The sequence below is a fragment of the Arthrobacter sp. TMN-50 genome, assembly GCF_054511125.1.
In genome coordinates this window covers 485,967-503,121 of the sequence record NZ_JBTNDG010000002.1, presented here as the reverse complement: position 1 = coordinate 503,121, position 17,155 = coordinate 485,967, and the positions used below count along the sequence as shown (strand labels likewise).

10 protein-coding genes are annotated in these 17,155 nt (G+C 63.3%); 1 reads left to right on the top strand and 9 read right to left on the bottom strand.

Features of this window, described 5'->3' with window-relative positions; genetic code table 11:
* Positions 1-373: 373 nt before the first annotated feature.
* Genes glgB through ACX80A_RS06325 form a run of 3 tightly spaced genes read right to left on the bottom strand, consistent with a single transcriptional unit; the run spans position 374 to position 7,832 of the window.
* Positions 374-4,009 carry a 1,4-alpha-glucan branching protein GlgB gene (gene glgB, locus ACX80A_RS06335; RefSeq protein ID WP_459258817.1) on the bottom strand — a complete coding sequence of 1,212 codons (3,636 nt, stop codon included), beginning with the start codon at positions 4,007-4,009 and terminating at the stop codon, positions 374-376.
* Positions 4,009-5,775 (bottom strand): maltose alpha-D-glucosyltransferase, encoded by a 1,767-nt coding sequence (gene treS, locus ACX80A_RS06330; RefSeq protein ID WP_459258816.1) that lies wholly within the window; start codon positions 5,773-5,775, stop codon positions 4,009-4,011. Before treS ends, glgB begins: the two co-directional genes overlap by 1 nt.
* A complete protein-coding gene (locus ACX80A_RS06325; protein WP_459258841.1) occupies positions 5,775-7,832 on the bottom strand; it encodes an alpha-1,4-glucan--maltose-1-phosphate maltosyltransferase in 2,058 nt (685 codons plus the stop codon). The genes treS and ACX80A_RS06325 overlap by 1 nt, the downstream gene beginning before the upstream one ends.
* Before the next feature lie 178 nt (positions 7,833-8,010).
* On the opposite strand from ACX80A_RS06325, the gene glgP reads away from it, so the two are divergent.
* The gene (glgP, locus tag ACX80A_RS06320; protein ID WP_459258815.1) at positions 8,011-10,623 is read left to right on the top strand and encodes an alpha-glucan family phosphorylase; all 2,613 of its coding nucleotides are present in this window, start codon (positions 8,011-8,013) and stop codon (positions 10,621-10,623) included.
* Between the two features lie 103 nt (positions 10,624-10,726).
* Here the strand turns inward: glgP and glgX are convergent, their stop codons facing one another.
* The 6 genes from glgX to ACX80A_RS06290 all read right to left on the bottom strand — a co-directional run bounded on the left by glgX (position 10,727) and on the right by ACX80A_RS06290 (position 17,152).
* Positions 10,727-12,787 carry a glycogen debranching protein GlgX gene (glgX, locus tag ACX80A_RS06315; protein ID WP_459258814.1) on the bottom strand — a complete coding sequence of 687 codons (2,061 nt, stop codon included), beginning with the start codon at positions 12,785-12,787 and terminating at the stop codon, positions 10,727-10,729.
* 22 nt (positions 12,788-12,809) lie between these two features.
* On the bottom strand, positions 12,810-13,796 hold the full coding sequence (rlmB, locus tag ACX80A_RS06310) for a 23S rRNA (guanosine(2251)-2'-O)-methyltransferase RlmB (protein ID WP_459258813.1): 987 nt from the start codon (positions 13,794-13,796) through the stop codon (positions 12,810-12,812).
* 92 nt (positions 13,797-13,888) lie between these two features.
* Positions 13,889-15,343, bottom strand: coding sequence for a cysteine--tRNA ligase (gene cysS, locus ACX80A_RS06305; RefSeq protein ID WP_459258812.1), 1,455 nt, complete (start codon positions 15,341-15,343; stop codon positions 13,889-13,891).
* A 32-nt stretch (positions 15,344-15,375) separates the two neighbouring features.
* A complete protein-coding gene (gene ispF / locus ACX80A_RS06300) occupies positions 15,376-15,885 on the bottom strand; it encodes a 2-C-methyl-D-erythritol 2,4-cyclodiphosphate synthase (RefSeq protein ID WP_459258811.1) in 510 nt (169 codons plus the stop codon).
* Positions 15,882-16,607, bottom strand: coding sequence for a 2-C-methyl-D-erythritol 4-phosphate cytidylyltransferase (gene ispD / locus ACX80A_RS06295; RefSeq protein WP_459258810.1), 726 nt, complete (start codon positions 16,605-16,607; stop codon positions 15,882-15,884). The genes ispF and ispD overlap by 4 nt, the downstream gene beginning before the upstream one ends.
* 62 nt (positions 16,608-16,669) lie before the next feature.
* Positions 16,670-17,152 (bottom strand): CarD family transcriptional regulator, encoded by a 483-nt coding sequence (locus tag ACX80A_RS06290; RefSeq protein WP_026551934.1) that lies wholly within the window; start codon positions 17,150-17,152, stop codon positions 16,670-16,672.
* Positions 17,153-17,155: the final 3 nt, after the last annotated feature.

Sequence of the window (17,155 nt, the reverse complement as noted above, 5' to 3'; positions counted from 1 at the left end):
AAAAACAACCACACAACACCACCAAAACGGCATCATGCAGCCAAATTCAACCAATCAATAAAACAATCGGTATCAACAAACATGGCACACTATTGAGTTCTCAAACAACAGACACACCCGGCACCAAACAGAACCAAACAGTCCCATCATCGCTCCGGAGCAACTTTTCAAACTTACCCGCTGATCATCTTTGGGTCAAATCGGCTGATCTTCCAATCTCTGGGCCATCGTGCACTCGGAGACGAACCGTAGTTCTGGTGGTTGTCAGCCGGTCGATTCCCTCGACCAGCGCGGATATAAACTCTAGCACCCTTCGGCCGGGGTTGTAAATCGGGTTGCGGGGCCAGTTCGAAAAGCCCGGCCCCGCACCGATCTAGGCCTTTTTCGGAGCCAGGTACACCACCCCTAGTGGAGGTACCCGGAGGTCAGCGTACGCAGGCTGTCCACTCCACGGTCCTTCGACTGCGTTCACGCCGCCAATGTTCCCCACACCGGATCCACCAAACTCTTCGGCGTCGGTGTTCAGTACTTCTTCCCACTCACCAGACCAGGGGAGTCCCACCCGAAATCCCTCGTGCGGTGCACCGGCGAAGTTGGCGATGCACACCAACGGGTTGCCTTGTCCATCCCAACGGATGAAGGACAGGGTGTTGCGGGCGCCGTCGTTCTCGTCGATCCATTGGAAGCCGGATGGATCGTTGTCGCGGACGTAGAGTGCCGGCGTGTTTCGGTAAATGCCGTTCAGCGACCGAACCAGATGCTGCACGCCCTTGTGGGCCGGTGTATCCGAAAGCCACCAGTCCAGACCGTGCTGTTCCGACCATTCGGATTCCTGGGCGTATTCGGTGCCCATGAAGATCAGCTGCTTACCGGGGTGCGCCCACTGGAACGCCAGGTAGGCGCGCACGCTTGCGAGTTGCTGCCACCGGTCACCCGGCATCTTCCGCAGCAGGGATCCCTTGCCGTGCACAACTTCGTCGTGGCTGATCGGCAGGAGAAAGTTCTCGGTGTACGCGTAGACCATCGAGAAGGTGGCTTTGCCGTGATGGTATCCGCGGTTGACCGGGTCTTCAGCCATGTACTCCAGGGAGTCATGCATCCAGCCCATGTTCCACTTCAGCCCGAACCCGAGGCCTCCGGTGTTGGTGGCGCGGGTGACTCCGGGGAAGGACGTCGATTCCTCGGCGATCATCACAATGCCGGGGACCCGCTTGTAGGCGGTGGCGTTGACCTCCTGCAGAAAGTCGATCGCCTCGAGGTTCTCTCTGCCCCCGCGACGGTTCGGAGCCCACTGACCTTCCTCACGGGAGTAGTCCAGGTAGAGCATCGACGCGACCGCGTCTACGCGAAGCCCGTCAATGTGGAATTCTTCCAACCAATACAGTGCGTTGGCGACCAGGAAATTCCTTACCTCACGGCGGCCGAAGTCGAAGATCAGTGTTCCCCAGTCGGGGTGCTCGCCAAGGAAGGGATCGCCGTGCTCGTACAGGGTGCCGCCGTCGAACTTGGCCAGAGCAAACTCGTCCTTCGGGAAGTGGGCTGGAACCCAGTCCATAATGACGCCAATTCCCGCCTGGTGCAGCCTGTCCACCAGGTATTTGAAGTCGTCCGGATGCCCGAACCGTGAGGTGGGTGCATAGTAGGACGTCACCTGGTAGCCCCAGGAGCCCCCGAAGGGGTGCTCTGCAACAGGCATCAGCTCCACGTGGGTGAAGCCCTGCCACTGCACATATTCCGTCAGCTGCTCGGCTAGTTCGCGGTAGTTCAACCCAACCCGCCACGAGCCCAGGTGCACCTCATACACACTCATTGGTCCGTTGTGTGGATCGGTGGCGGCCCGCGCTGCCATCCACTCGTCGTCCTGGAAGGTGTAGCGGGATTCGACCACCCGCGAGCCGGTAAGGGGTGGGATCTCGGTACCGCGGGCCATTGGGTCGGCCTTCTCACGCCACTGGCCGTCGCTGCCGAGGATCTCGAACTTGTAGCGGGACCCGGCAGCCGCACCGGGAATGAAGATTTCCCAGAACCCCGAACTGCCGAGTGTCCGCATAGCGTTCACCGAGCCGTCCCAGCCGTTGAAGTCAGCCTTGACCCGGACAGCCTGCGCGTTGGGAGCCCACACTGCGAAGCTCACCCCGTTGATGTCGCCAAGCACCGACGCATAGTGGCGGACGTGGGCGCCCAGGGCAGTCCACAGGGTTTCGTGCCGGCCTTCGGCCAGCAGGTGCATGTCGATCTCACCCAGTGTGGGCAGGAATCGGTACGGGTCGTCGACCAGTTGCGGCTCGCCGTCGTAAGTCACTTCCAACCGGTAGTCGGGGACGTGTCCAGCGGTTTCTGCCTCGACCGTGCCCACCCAGATGCCGTTGTGTTCGTGTTCCAGCTCGGTCCGCCCGTTGCCGGTCACTACGGTGACGCGCTGGGCGAGACGCCGCAAGGTGCGGATGGTCACTAGCCCGTGCCCATCGAGGTGGGCACCCAGCACGGCATGGGGCTGATGGTAGCGCCCCTCGGACACTGGCTGCAGCACGTCAACCGAGTGTTCGATGCGTCCCCGTGGAGTGGAGGCGGTGTCAGGATTGGGGACGGCATCGGGGGTGGCTGCGTCGGTGCTGACCGTGACAGGAGCGAGTGCCCGGCGCACGTCGCGCACGGGGATATCGACCCAGTCGGGGCGGTTCCGCAGCTCGTAAACCACTTCGTAAAGCGCCTTGTCCAGCCAGAGCGCGAGGAACAAGGGGTCGTCCGCGTCGACCTGGGTTCCGGTCTGCTCCTGATAGCCGGCAGCGAACGCGGCGCCCGCAGCCGCCGTCCACTGATCGGCATTCGCTGTTGCAGCATTGTTGCCGTGGGCGGCTGCCGCACCGGCATACTCGAGTGAACGCATCATCCCGACGACGTCGCGCAGCACCACATCGGGGACGCTGCGTTCGGCGGCGGGACGCAGAGGCTCGCCCTCGAAGTCCAGCACCAGCCAGGTCCCATCCGGCGAGGTGATGACCTGACCCAGATGATAGTCGGCGTGGATGCGCTGCAGCTCGGGCAAAGTCTTTACCTCGCGGATCCGTCCAATGATTTTCGCCACCTCATCCTCGAGAGGTCCGACCGCATCCCGTGCCTCCTGCCAGGCCCACTCGATGCGCTGCACCAGGGTTTCGATGAACTCAGCGCGTTCGCGGTCGGTCGCTGCACGGCTTCCGAATGCCTTGGCCAACTGGGCATGAATTCGCCCAGTCACCCGACCCAATTCGAGCGCCTCAGCGGTGAAGTTGGTGTTATCGGCAGCTGCAACCGATGCGGTGCGCCAGGCGTCGGTGCTGTTGTCGATGAAGTCGCGGAGCACACTGAGGTGGCCGGTCAACCACTGCTTACCGGCGGCGCCCGTATCTTCCCAGCCTCCGGTCACCCAACCGAAGGTGGCTGGCACGTCAACCGATCCAGCGTCGGTGAGCTTGGCGCTCACCTGAACGTCGGGGCTCTCCCCTGGCGCGAGCACCCGGAAAAACTTCACAATCATTGGACCAGATTCCGTCCGCACCACCACCGAGGTGTTCGATTGTTCGCCTTTGAGCACCGTCAACGGAAGGGTCTCAGTGAACGGTTTCTCTGTGGCAAACGAACCTAACGGATGCCCCTTGGTCCGTCCGTCCTCGGTGACACCGCCCGAGCGCATTAGTTCCACCCAGGCAGTAACGAAGACTGGGTCATGGGTGGCGTCGTAGATCCAACGGTGGCCCAGCTCGGAGTGTTCGGCCTCGCCGATCAGTGCGGCCTCGGCGCCCTTAAGCGGGGCATCGCGGTAGCTCAACGGGATCTGGACGACGTCCCGCCGGTGGCCGGAATCCACGGCGATCAGGTGAACGTCAAGCCCCACCTTTCCGGTCGGGTCCTCCAGCCGGATGCCGCCGACCCTTCGAAGTTCAAACTCCCGGCCTTTGGCAGGAAACCACCGTTGACCGGGGAGCCAGGTAGCAAGGAGTTCGGGAAAGGTCGGCGTCAGCTTGGGCATTACTTTATGGCCTCCGGGGCTTGAATGACAGGAAGGGCTTCGGTGTGCGGCGAAGCAACGTTCGAGCTGGTCGAACGCAGGCGGAGCCAGAAGAAGTCGTGGCTACCGAGCGTCAGCGTGAGGGCACCATCGTCACCGAATGCGGGGAACGGGGTGCCGCCGAAAAGGTCTCGAAGGCCCCGTCCGGAGTATTCCGGAAGGTTCAGCTGCGCGGCGACGGGGTGCTGCGACAGGTTGAACACGCAGAGCACTACCTCGGGCTGCTCACCCTCAGCGTTGTCGACCTCCACCTCGCGGATGAACGCCAGGACGGACTCCGCCTCGGTCGGCACATTGCGGTACGTGCCAAGACCGAAGGCGGGGTGCGATCGGCGCACGGCCAGCATTTGCCGCATCCAGTGCAGGAGGGAGCTCGAGCTGGCCAGCTGTGCTTCGACGTTGACGTGGTTGTAGTGGTAGACCAGCGACTGCACCACGGGCAGATACAGCTTTCCGGGGTCCGCCGTCGAGAACCCCGCGTTGCGGTCAGGGTTCCACTGCATCGGAGTCCGTGAAGCGTCACGGTCCTCGAGCCAGATGTTGTCACCCATTCCAATCTCATCGCCGTAGTAAAGAAAAGGGCTTCCGGGCAGGGACAGTAGCAGGGCGTGAATCAGTTCCACTTCGGCCCGTGAATTGTCGAGCAACGGTGACAGCCGACGACGGATACCAACGTTTGCACGCATCCTTGAGTCCGGGGCGTACCAACCGAGCATCGCTTCGCGTTCCTCGTTCGTGACCATTTCGAGGGTGAGCTCGTCGTGGTTACGAAGGAAGGTGCCCCATTGTGCACCAGCAGGGATATTGGGCGTTTCGGCCATCGTGTCGATGATCGGGGCGGCCTTCTGGTCGCGAAGGGCGTAGAAGAGCTTCGGCATGATCGGGAAATGGAAGCACATGTGACATTCCGGGCCTTCGGCGTCACCGAAGTACTCGACCACCTCTTCGGGGAGTTGGTTGGCTTCGGCGACGATAATGCGGCCAGGGTAGTTCTCATCCACCATGGTGCGCAGGTCCTTCAGGAACTCGTGCGTTTGCGGCAGGTTTTCGCTGTTGGTTCCTTCCTCTTCGAAGAGGTACGGAATGGCGTCCGCGCGGAAACCGTCGATGCCCTGATCCAGCCAGAACTTCACCACATCGAAGAGTGCCTCGATGACCCTGGGGTTCTCGAAGTTGAGGTCCGGCTGGTGGGAGAAGAACCGGTGCCAGAAGAACTGCCGCCTAACAGGGTCGAAGGTCCAGTTGGATTCTTCAGTATCGACGAAGATGATTCGCGCATCCTCGTACTTCTCGTCGGTATCGCTCCAGACATAGAAATCGCCGTAAGGTCCGTCTGGGTCGTTCCGGGACTCCTCAAACCAGTGGTGCTTGTCCGAGGTGTGGTTCAGCGGCAGATCGATGATGACCCGGACGCCCCGGGCGTGCGCCTCGGCGACCAGACGCTTGAAGTCGCTGATGGTCCCAAATTCGTCGAGGACGTTGTAGTAGTCGGCGATATCGTAGCCGCCGTCCCGCAGCGGGGACTTGAAGAACGGGGGCAGCCACAGACAATCGACGCCAAGCCACTGCAGGTAGTCAAGCTTGTCAATCAGGCCGGAGAAATCACCTGAGCCGTCACCGTTCGCGTCAGCGAAACCGCGCACCAAAACTTCGTAAAATACGGCCTTGCGGTACCAATGTGGGTCATGCGCGAGACCGGGCGCGTTGAGTTGAAACGGGTTGGCCACTAGGGCTTCCTCCTGAGGTAAAGAATGTGTGCTGGTTCCACATGCGGGTCCAGCCTGACGTAGTTGTGGGTGCCCCAGACCCAACTTTGGCCGGTGATGAGATCGTCCACCCAGAAGGTGCCGTCCTCATTGCAGTCCTCTGGATCAAGGGACAGGGCTTCAAGGTTCAGTGAGACAGTACTTTCCCGCGCGCCGTGTGGATCAAGGTTCACCACCACGATGATCGTGTCCTTGGCTGAGCTGTCTCCGTCGACGTTCTCCTTGTGCTTGGAGAACACCAGGGTGTCCGAGTCTGAGCTGTGGTGCAGTGTCAGGTTCTCAAGATCCCCTAGCGCCGGGTGGTCCCGGCGGATGTGGTTGAGTCTGGTCAGGTAGGGCGCCAGGCTTCTGCCTTCGGCTTCGGCCCGTTTGAAGTCACGGGGACGGTACTCGAACTTCTCGTTGTCGATTGACTCCTCGGCGCCGGGGCGGGCCACATGCTCGTACAGTTCATACCCCGCGTAGACCCCCCACAGCGGGCTGGCCATTGCGGCGAGCGCCGCCCGGATCTTGAACCCTGCCGGTCCGCCGTACTGGAGGAATTCGGTGAGGATGTCCGGGGTGTTCACGAAGAAGTTGGGGCGGAAGTACGGTGCGCTGACCTTGCTGACCTCCGTGAAGTACTCCTCCAGCTCAGTCTTGGTGTTGCGCCAAGTGAAGTAGGTGTAGGACTGCTGGAATCCCGCGCGGCCCAGGGCGTGCATCATCGGAGGGCGAGTGAACGCCTCGGCGAGGAAGACGACGTCGGGGTGCTTCGCATTTACTTCCCTGATCAGCCATTCCCAGAACACCACTGGCTTGGTGTGCGGGTTGTCCACCCGGAAGATCTTCACCCCGTGACTAATCCACAGCAGCACAATCCTGAGCACCTCGCGGGAGAGGCCATCCGGATCGTTGTCGAAGTTGATCGGGTAAATGTCCTGGTACTTCTTGGGTGGGTTCTCCGCGTAGGCGATAGATCCGTCCACCCGGGTGGTGAACCACTCGGGGTGCGAGGTGACCCAGGGGTGGTCCGGGGAGGCCTGCAACGCGAGGTCCAGGGCAACTTCCAGGCTGAGCTCGCGGGCCTGCGCCACGAAGGCGTCGAAATCGTCGAACGTACCGAGGTCGGGGTGGATCGAGTCATGGCCGCCCTCGGCGGCACCGATGGCCCACGGCGATCCAGGATCCCCTGCTCCCGCTGTCAGGGTGTTGTTCGGTCCCTTGCGGTGCGTGCGCCCGATGGGGTGAATGGGCGGGAGGTAGACGACGTCGAACCCCATGTCAGCGACGCCGGTGAGCCGGTCAGCCGCGGTGATGAAGGTACCCGAGGTCCACTGCGCCGTGGCCGGGTCATATGTTGCCCCTTCGGACCGGGGAAAGAATTCATACCAGGAGGCGCGGCCGGCAAGCTCGCGCTCCACCAGGATCCGGTACGGCTGCGATGTGGTGACCAGGTCGCGGAGCGGTTCCCGACCGATGGCGGCGAGAATATCGGCTGACTCGCCGGCGGCGAGACGCTCGGCCACGGGGAGTTCGGTGTTGGCAAGGATTCGCGCCGCCTTCGTAAATGCCGCAGCATCCTTGCCAGTCCGGGACGTTGCGGCGTTGGCGAACAGGGCTGCGCCCTCGGCGAGCATCAGTTCGACGTCGACGCCGGCCCCAATCTTCACCTCAGCGTTGTGGTGCCAGGTGCCATAGAGGTCCCCCCACCCTTCGATGACGAAGGTGTAGTTGCCGGCCGCTGGTGGGCGGAGCAGACCGGCATACCGGTCGAGTCCCTGACCCACCGGTGCCAGGCGCACCCGCTGCACCTCTTTGCCTTTGCTGGAGAGCAGGACCGCTGATACTCCCAGCTGGTCGTGCCCTTCACGGAAAACTGTGGCGCCCACCGCGACATCTGATCCCGGAATCGCTTTGGCGGGGAAAGCTCCGCCGTCGACCACTGGAGAAATGTGGGTGATTGGAATTCGTCCGAACCGCAAATCAGCCCCGTCTATCGGCTTCCTGGCGGTGCGTCCCTTACGTGGTGGCTTGATTGAAGTCGTCACAGGTTAGACGTTAGCGAGTATTTGCTGAGATTGCTAAGGCGCGCGGACGTAACATCCGCGCATTTAACAGTGGGCTTGGGGCCTTACGCAAACGTTTAGTCTCACTTGCTCTCATCCGCGGCTCCACACGGACCCGCACTCGGGAATATGCGCTAGCCTTTCCCGAGTGAAGGCAATCCGCAGATTTACAGTCCGTACCGTCCTCCCTGAAAGCATCGCCCCGCTGGGCAAGCTGGCAGGCAACCTCCGCTGGTCGTGGCATTTGCCGACCACCCGCCTGTTCCACGACCTCGACCCCACAGCGTGGGAGGCGAGCGGTCAGGATCCAGTGGCTTTCCTTGGCTCCGTGACCCGCGAACAGCTGAGCCAGCTCGCCGACAACGAGCGTCTCGTCGCCAGGATCCAGGAATTGGGCGAGGACCTGGACCGCTACCTATCGGAGCCACGCTGGTACCAGTCTCTCGGCGCCGATGCCCCGCGCTCCATCGCCTACTTCTCCCCCGAGTACGGCATCAGCGCCGTCCTTCCCCAGTATTCGGGTGGCCTCGGCATCCTCGCCGGTGACCACCTCAAAGCCGCCTCCGATCTCGGCGTCCCGCTCATCGGCGTCGGTCTCCTCTACCAGGCTGGCTACTTCAAGCAGTCGCTGTCCCGTGATGCGTGGCAGCAGGAAACCTACCCCGTACTCGACCCGGACGGCCTGCCGCTGACCCTGCTCCGCGAGGAGGACGGCACGCCAGCCAAGGTGGTCCTGCCGCTGCCCGCCGGTCGCCAGCTGATTGCTCACATCTGGCGGGCCGACGTCGGCCGCGTCCCCCTCCTACTCCTTGACTCCAACGTGGCCGGCAACGATGAGGCCGCCCGTAACGTCACCGACCGGCTGTACGGTGGGGGCGGTGACCAACGACTGCAGCAGGAGCTGCTGCTGGGCATGGGCGGCGTGAAGGCGCTGCGCATCTTTGAACGACTGACCGGCACCCCGGCACCCGAGGTTTTCCACACCAACGAGGGCCACGCCGGGTTCCTCGGCATCGAACGCATCCGTGAACTGATGGACCCGTCCAACGCGTCGCCGATGAGCTGGGAAGAAGCGCTCACCGCGGGCCGCTCCTGCACCGTGTTCACCACCCACACCCCGGTTCCCGCGGGAATCGACCGATTCGAGAAATCCCAGATCGAGCACTTCTTCGACGCGGGCCTGGCACCGTCGGTTCCGACGGCGAAGGTCCTCACCCTTGGCGCAGAGAACTACGTCGACGGCGACCCTAACAAGTTCAACATGGCGGTGATGGGCCTGCGGTTGGCTCAGCGTGCCAACGGCGTCGCCAAACTGCACGGGGTGGTGTCCCGCGGAATGTTCTCCGGGCTCTGGCCGGGATTCGATACCAGCGAGGTTCCCATCTCGTCGGTCACCAACGGCGTTCACGTGCCCACCTGGGTGGATCCGCTGATCGCGGATTTCGCCATGGAACGTTTCGGCGCCGAGTCGGTCCTGGATCCCCAGTGGTCGAAGGTGTACGACGTCGAGGATGCCGACATCTGGGCCCTGCGCCGCCAACTCCGCTCCAACCTCATTGACGACGTGCGGCAGCGGCTTCGGTCCTCCTGGAAGAAACGCGGCGCCGCAGACGCCGAACTGGCGTGGACCAAGCATGTGCTCGATCCCGGCGTCCTGACCATCGGCTTCGCCCGCCGGGTGCCCACCTACAAGCGGCTGACCCTGATGCTTCGGGACCCCGCCCGCCTGAAGGCGCTGCTGCTTCACCCTGACAACCCGATCCAGTTGGTCATCGCCGGTAAGTCCCACCCGGCCGATGAGCAGGGCAAGCGGATGATCCAGGATCTGGTCCGGTTCACCGACGACCCGGAGGTTCGCCACCGGATCGTCTTCCTGCCCAACTACGATATTGCGATGGCCCGCACCCTGTTCCCCGGCTGCGACGTCTGGCTGAACAACCCGCTGCGTCCGCTGGAGGCCTGCGGCACGTCGGGCATGAAGTCGGCGATCAACGGCGGCCTCAACCTGTCGGTCCTGGATGGCTGGTGGGACGAAATGTACGACGGCGACAACGGCTGGGCCATCCCCACGGCCAACAATGACGCGTCCCCTGAGGAACGCGACGACATTGAGGCGTCGGCCCTCTACGACCTGCTGGAGGAGCAGGTGGCTCCCCGCTTCTACAGCACCGTACGGTCCGAAGGTGCAGGTGCCGCGGGGCCATCGGAGCTGTCCCACGATGGCGTCCCGCACCAGTGGGTGGCCATGATCAAGCACACCATGGCGAATCTTGGGCCTGCCGTGTCCGCCGAGCGAATGCTGCAGGACTACGTTAGTCACCTGTACCAGCCGGCCTGGCGCGCCGGGTGCCTGGCCGCTGAATCCGACTATTCAGCAGCCAAGCACACTGCCGCCTGGCGGTCACGGATCAACGACGGCTGGTCTGCGGTTCAGGTGGAGCATGTCGACTCGATCGGTGTCGCTGAAGATCCCCAGATCGGCGACTCACTGACGGTCAACGCGTACGTCTCGCTCGGCGCGCTCTCCCCCGACGACGTCGCCGTCGAGGTGGCGTACGGACGCGCCTCGGAAAGCGATGAACTCAGCGAGGTGGCCCTGGCCGACTTGCAGGCGTCTCAAAACCTCGGAGCAGGAAGGTACCTGTTCGCCGGCGGAGTGACGATTGATCACTCGGGATCCTTCGGGTACACGGTACGGGTACTTCCCAGGCACGTCAGCCTGGCGTCGAAGTCCGAGCTCGGCCTGGTCGCCAACGCGTAGCAGCCCGTCCAGATAATCACAGCTTGCAGGCCTAACGCCTGCTGAGCATCGGCGGCAGTCGCACCAGAGTTTCCTGGGGTGGCTGCCGCTTTTGCGTGGGCAGCTAGATCCGGTAGACGCTGATGGAGTTGGCGGGCACAACGTCGGCCTCCCCCGACCCTATTCGCGCCCCGCGCCGGCGGTCCTGGTCCGCTGCTGTGGTGTAGCGCAGCTCGAATCTTGTGATGGAGGGGAGCCCGCTGTCCTTAAGTGCGTCCCGCCCGGGCAGGATGATTTTGGTGTCCTCTAGGCCACCGTTGATGACCACCAGGCCATCGAGGATCCCATTGGGTGATCCGAGGAGCAACTGCACCGTCCGCGACGCCGGGGCGGTCCACTGGTCCTGGGTCATCGGCGTGCCCGCCGGGTTAAACCAGTGCAGGTAGGAGCTGTCGTCCCGGGCCGGGTAGCCGTGGGGCTGATGGGCCAAAAATTCACGCCTGATCCGGAGTAGGGAGCGGGTGTGCTCGAGGAGGTGTTGGGCGTCGTCGTCGTGGTCCCAGTGCAGCCAGGCCAATTCGTTGTCCTGGCAGTAGGCATTGTTGTTGCCGCGCTGGGATCGGCCAAACTCGTCACCGGCGGTGATCATGGGAACGCCGAGGGAGAGCAGGAGGGTGGCCATCAGGTTCCGGGATGTCTGCGACCGGGCCGCGGAAATGCTCTCCTGGTCGGTTGGGCCTTCGATGCCGTGGTTGTAGCTGCGGTTGTCGTTATGACCGTCACGGTTCTGCTCGCCGTTGGCTTCGTTGTGTTTACGACTGTAGGACGTCAGGTCTGCAAGCGTGAACCCGTCGTGGGCGGTGACGAGGTTGATGCTGGAAATAGAGGTGCGCCCCGACGGGCCGAAGACGTCGGCTGAACCACTCAGGCATCCGGCCAGGCGCGCCACCGAGCCAGCGTCGCCGCCGGCAGTCAGACTGGCCTGGTCGGTGAGCCAGAAGTCACGCACCGTGTCGCGGAAGCGATCATTCCAGTCTGCCCAGCCCTGCGGGAAGTTGCCGGTCTGCCAGCCGCCCATGCCGATATCCCAGGGTTCGGCGATCAGCTTCACTCCGCGGAGGGCGCGGTCAGCGGCGACCGCTACGAGGAACGGGTGACGTGGGGTGAAGGTGTGAGTGTCATCCCTGCACATCGACACCGCCAGGTCGAAGCGGAAACCGTCCACCTGGAATTCCTCGACCCAGTAGCGCAGCGAATCCAGGGCCAGGGCAATGACGCGTGGATGGGCAAAGTTGAGGGTGTTGCCGCAACCGGTGGTGTCCAGGTAGCGTCCGCCGTCGCCGTGGCGGTAGTACTGTTGGTCGCCGAGGCCGCGCCAGCTCAGGGCCGGTTCATCGGGCGGACCCTCGGCAGTGTGGTTATACACCACGTCGAGGATGACCTCGAGTCCGGCCTCGTGGAGGAGTTTCACCATGCCCTTGAACTCATCCTGGACGGCCGCCGGCCCGGCGGTTTGGGAGGCCTCAGTGGCGTAGCCGGGCTGAGGCGCGAAATAACCGAGGGTGTTATACCCCCAGTAATTGGTGAGCCCCAGGGGCCCCAAGTGTGGCTCGTCGATATGGAAGTGGATCGGGAGCAATTCCACTGCCGTGATACCGAGGGCCTTGAGATAACCGATCATGACCGGGTGCGCCAAGCCGGCGTACGTGCCGCGGAGGTCAGCGGGGATATCCGGGTGCAGCTGCGTCAGGCCCTTGATGTGGGCTTCGTAGACCACCGTGTCACGCCAATGGGTCCGCGGCGGGGCCGAACCACCCCAGTCGAAACTACCGTCCTCGACGAAAACCGACCAGTAGACTGGACCGTCAGCCGTAGCTACCGTGTCGAGGGCCCGCGCGTAGGGGTCCAGGAGCAGCTGAGTTGTCTCTGACCGGGCGGCGCCGACCGGCCAGAAAGCGTACCGCGCGGAGTCTGCGAGCCCGTCCACCACCCCGTGGTGCACGCCGTCGGTGTAATCCGGGAGGGCTGAGGAATGCCAACTGCCGTCCTGGGCCAGGAAGTGCACGGCCAGGGCCGACACACCCGGCGCATACACGGCGACGTTTAGGCTCCGCGGACCTCGGCCCGGGTGCACGCCGAGTGGGAAATCGCTGGACGGGGGACTGAGTTCGAGAGAGAGGCTCATGGGCTGAATTTTTGCGCGTTGGTCAGGCGGAGCGCTGACGTGAGATTTCGTACAGGCTAATTCCCACGGCCATCGATGCATTCAGGGATTCCATTGCCGAGTCGATCGGGATTGACACGATCTGGTCGCAGTTCTCCCGGACCAGCCGTGAGAGGCCCTTGCCTTCAGAGCCCACCACGAGACAGACCGGTTCCCGGCCAAGCGTGAGATCGGGGAGTGAGACATCGCCGTCGCCGTCGAGGCCCAGCACGAAAATGCCCTTCTCCTTGAAGGATTTCAGGGTGGAGTTGAGGTTTCCCGCTTTTGCCACCGGGACGCGGACTGCGGCACCGGCGCTGGTCTTCCACGCCGAGGCGGTCATGCCGACCGACCGGCGTTCGGGGACAATCACACCGTGACCGCTGAAGGCCGAGAGAGACCTGATGATCGCGCCAAGGTTGCGCGGATCGGTAATACCGTCCAGAGCCACGAACAACGGAGCATTGTTGATGTGGCCCTTCTTCCATTTCTGGATGGTGTCGGTAGCGAGGTCGACCGCGTCGGCGTACTCGTAGGGAGGGATCTGCAGCATGATGCCCTGGTGCACTGATCCGTCAGCCATCCGGTCCAGTTCGGTCTTGCCGGTCTCCATCAGCGGGATACCACGTTCGGTGGCCAGTTTCAGGGACTCGCGGATCCGCTCGTCCATCTCGATCCGGATCGCGATGTGCAGCGCCTTCGCGGGAATGCCAGCACGGAGCGCCTCGACCACAGCGTTGCGGCCGGTGACCATCTCTTCGGCGCCCTTGCCACGGGTGTTGCGTGAGGAGCCGGGGTTGCGGTTGCCTGAGTGTTTGGCCGCTGAGCGCTCGGCGAACTGCTTGCTCTTATGCGCCTTGTGATAAGGGCGATCCTCCGCCTTCGGGGTGGGCCCCTTCCCTTCCAGCGCCCTGCGTCCGAGGCCGCCGGTACCGCCCGAGGGGCCCTTTTTACTCTTGCGCACAGCGCCAGGACGTCCGTGAGTGGCCATGAGGAAAACACCTTTGGGTAGAAGATTGGTCACCCCAGTTTACGCGGGGAACACGGCTGGCTTCACCGGCGTCCTACCCGCGAGAGAAAAGGTCAGTATTTCAGGCTCCAAGAGGCACCGTCGGCCGTGTCCTCGATGACGATTCCGGCGCTGGTAAGCGCGTCCCGGATGGCGTCGGCCTGCTCCCAGTCCTTGGCTTCCCGGGCGATCGTGCGCTGCTGCAACTGGGACGCGATAAGAGCGTCCAGCGCAACGTGCTCGGACCTACGTATGCCCTTGCTGGGGTCCTGGACATCGTCGAGTCCCAGCACACCGGTCATCGTCATGACGTCGACAAACGCCTTCTGGGTTGCGTCGCTATCCCCGGCCGCCAGCGCGGTGTTGCCCACCCGGACGGTGTCATGCAGCACCGCCAGAGCCTGCGGCACGTTGAGGTCGTCGTTCATGGCGTCCCTGAAGGCTTCCGGAGCACCGGGAGAATTGACCCTGAACCCGTTCGGGAACTCCCGCGCGCCGGCTTTCGCCAGGAACCCGTCGATGCGTTCGACGGCTGCGGCCGCCTCCTGCAGGGAGGTAGGCCGGTAGTCGAGCACCGACCGGTAATGGGCCTGACCGAGGTAGTATCTGACCACGCGGGGGCTGGCAAGGGCGAGCATCTCGGCCGGGCTCACCGTGTTGCCGAGTGACTTGGACATCTTTTCGCCCTCGAAGGTGACCATCCCGTTGTGCATCCAGTACCTGGCAAACGGGTGTCCGGCAGCCTGGGACTGGGCCATTTCGTTCTCGTGGTGCGGGAACCGCAGATCCAGTCCGCCGCCGTGGATGTCGAACTCGGCGCCAAGGTACTTGGTGACCATGGCCGAGCATTCAAGATGCCAGCCAGGTCTTCCGGGCCCCCACGGGCTGGGCCACGCGGCAGTTTCCGGCTCGTCCGCTTTCCACCCTTTCCACAACGCGAAGTCACGTGGGTCCCGTTTCCGGCTACCAAACTGGGGTTCGACGTCGGCAGCGCTCTGCATGTCGTCGATGTTCTGGCGGGTCAGCGAGCCGTAACCCTTCCAGGAGCGGACGTCGAAGTAGACGTCGCCCGAGTCGTCGTCAGCCGGGTAGGCGTGACCTCGGTCGATCAAGAGTTGGATCAGCGAGTGCATTTCCGGGATGTGGCCGGTGGCGCGTGGCTCGTAGGTCGGACGACGGACCCCAAGCGTGTCGTAGGCCCGCTGGAATTCGAGTTCGTAGCGGTAGGCGAGCGCCCACCACTGTTCACCGCGCAACTGGCGCGGCAGGGCATCATCGTGCTCGGATTCCTTGGCGCGGGCCAGGATTTTGTCATCAATGTCGGTGACGTTGCGGACTGCGGTAACTCGGTAGCCGCTGGCGCTCAGCCAGCGGGTGAGCTGGTCGAATGCGATCGCTGAGCGGATGTGGCCCACGTGCGGCATACCCTGCACTGTGGCACCGCAATAGTACAACCCGACCTCCCCCGGCTTGACGGGCACGAAGTCACGGATCCGCGCTGTTGCGGTGTCATAGAATCTCAGGCTCACCGGTCCAGATTAGCTGGTTTCGACGACCGGCTTCATCCGACGCGGGTTTCGGTCCCGTCACTGACGAGCACGACGACGGCAGTAGCCACCGCCGCGATGCCCTCACCTTTTCCGGTAAATCCGAGCCCGTCGGTGGTGGTGGCTGACACGCTGACCGGAGCGCCAGCCGCGGCGCTGAGCACAGTTTCGGCTTCCGCCCGGCGGGGTGCGAACTTGGGCCGGTTGCCGACCAGTTGCACCGCCACGTTACCAATCTCAAACCCCGCGTCACGCACAATCCTGGCCGCTTCGGACAGCAGGCTCAGTCCCGAGGCGCCAGCAAATTCGGGCCGGTCGGTGCCGAAGTGGGTGCCTAGGTCGCCCACGCCCGCGGCGGAGAAAAGCGCGTCAGCTGCCGCGTGAGCCACGACATCACCGTCGGAATGGCCACTCAAACCAGTCTCCCCATCCCATAGCAGACCGGCGAGCCAGAGGGGCCGGGGAGCCTCGGCAGGGGTAAACGCGTGAACATCTACTCCGATGCCAGTGCGCGGCAGATTCATGGTTGTGCCGTTTCTATCGAGGTGCGGGTCAGGATCTCAGCGAGCTGCAGGTCCTGGACGGTGGTGATTTTGAAGGCGGCATCGGCGCCGTCGACCACCTGCACCGGGATGCCGAGGCGTTCCATCAGCATGGCGTCGTCGGTCACCGCGGCCCCGGGGTCCTGATGGGCGCGGCGGAGGGCTTCTACCGTGAAGCCCTGGGGGGTCTGGACTGCCCGCAGGGTGTCCCGAGGCGGGGTGCCCGTCACCAGGGCCCCTTTCACCGTCTTGATGGTGTCGACAACGGGGATCGCGGGGATTACCGCGTCGGCGCCAGAGTGCAGCGCGGCTGCGACCCGCCGGAAGACCTCCGGTGGGGTGAGGGCGCGAGCGGCGTCGTGCACGAGGACGAGGACAATCCCGGGTGAAAGAGCAGCGAGACCTGCCGCCACCGAATCGGGGCGGGTAGCGCCGCCGTCGACCAGACGGATTTTCACGTCAGTCGGCACGGCAACAATGGCTTCCCGAAGGGTCGTGTCGCCCGCGGGGACGACGACGCAGATCTCGGTGGCCACACCGGCGTCGAGCACACCCTGCAGGGAGTGGTGGAGGATGCTGCGGCCTGCAATCTGCACCTGGGCTTTGGGGATACCGCGGCCGAGTCGCTGACCGGAGCCCCCCGCAACAATGATGACACCAACTTGCCCTGCACTGGGGCTTGGCCCGGAACTCGTTTCTGACACCCCATCACCCTATGCCAGGACAAGAAAAAGGGACCGCCCACCCGGGCGGTCCCTCACTCACTTCAGGAAGCTAGTACTTCGTCGAGAACGCTTGCGGCCTTCTCTTCGTCAGTCTTCTCTGCGAGCGCCAACTCGGAGATAAGAATTTGCCGCGCTTTGGCGAGCATCCTCTTTTCCCCTGCTGACAACCCACGGTCATGATCACGGCGCCATAGGTCGCGGACTACCTCCGCAACCTTGATCACGTCACCTGAGGCAAGTTTTTCAAGGTTCGCCTTGTAGCGGCGCGACCAGTTGGTGGGCTCTTCAGTGAACTCTGCCCGCAACACATCAAAGACGTGCTGGAGGCCTTCCTTGCCCACTACATCGCGCACCCCAACGAGGTCAACGTTTTCTGCTGGAACTTCAATGGTTAGATCACCCTGAGCCACCTTGAGCTTGAGATACATCTTCTCTTCGCCCTTGACGACGCGCATCTTGATCTCTTCAATCTTTGCTGCGCCGTGGTGAGGATAAACTACTGTTTCGCCGACCTCAAAAACCATGTG

What these genes read in the sequence shown, in the direction of transcription:
- glgB (WP_459258817.1), bottom strand. Translation starts at nt 4,009, where the DNA reads ATGCCCAAGCTGACGCCGACCTTTCCCGAACTCCTTGCTACCTGGCTC.
- glgX (WP_459258814.1), bottom strand. Translation starts at nt 12,787, where the DNA reads ATGAGCCTCTCTCTCGAACTCAGTCCCCCGTCCAGCGATTTCCCACTC.
- rlmB (WP_459258813.1), bottom strand. Translation starts at nt 13,796, where the DNA reads ATGGCCACTCACGGACGTCCTGGCGCTGTGCGCAAGAGTAAAAAGGGC.
- ispF (WP_459258811.1), bottom strand. Translation starts at nt 15,885, where the DNA reads ATGAATCTGCCGCGCACTGGCATCGGAGTAGATGTTCACGCGTTTACC.
- ACX80A_RS06290 (WP_026551934.1), bottom strand. Translation starts at nt 17,152, where the DNA reads ATGGTTTTTGAGGTCGGCGAAACAGTAGTTTATCCTCACCACGGCGCA.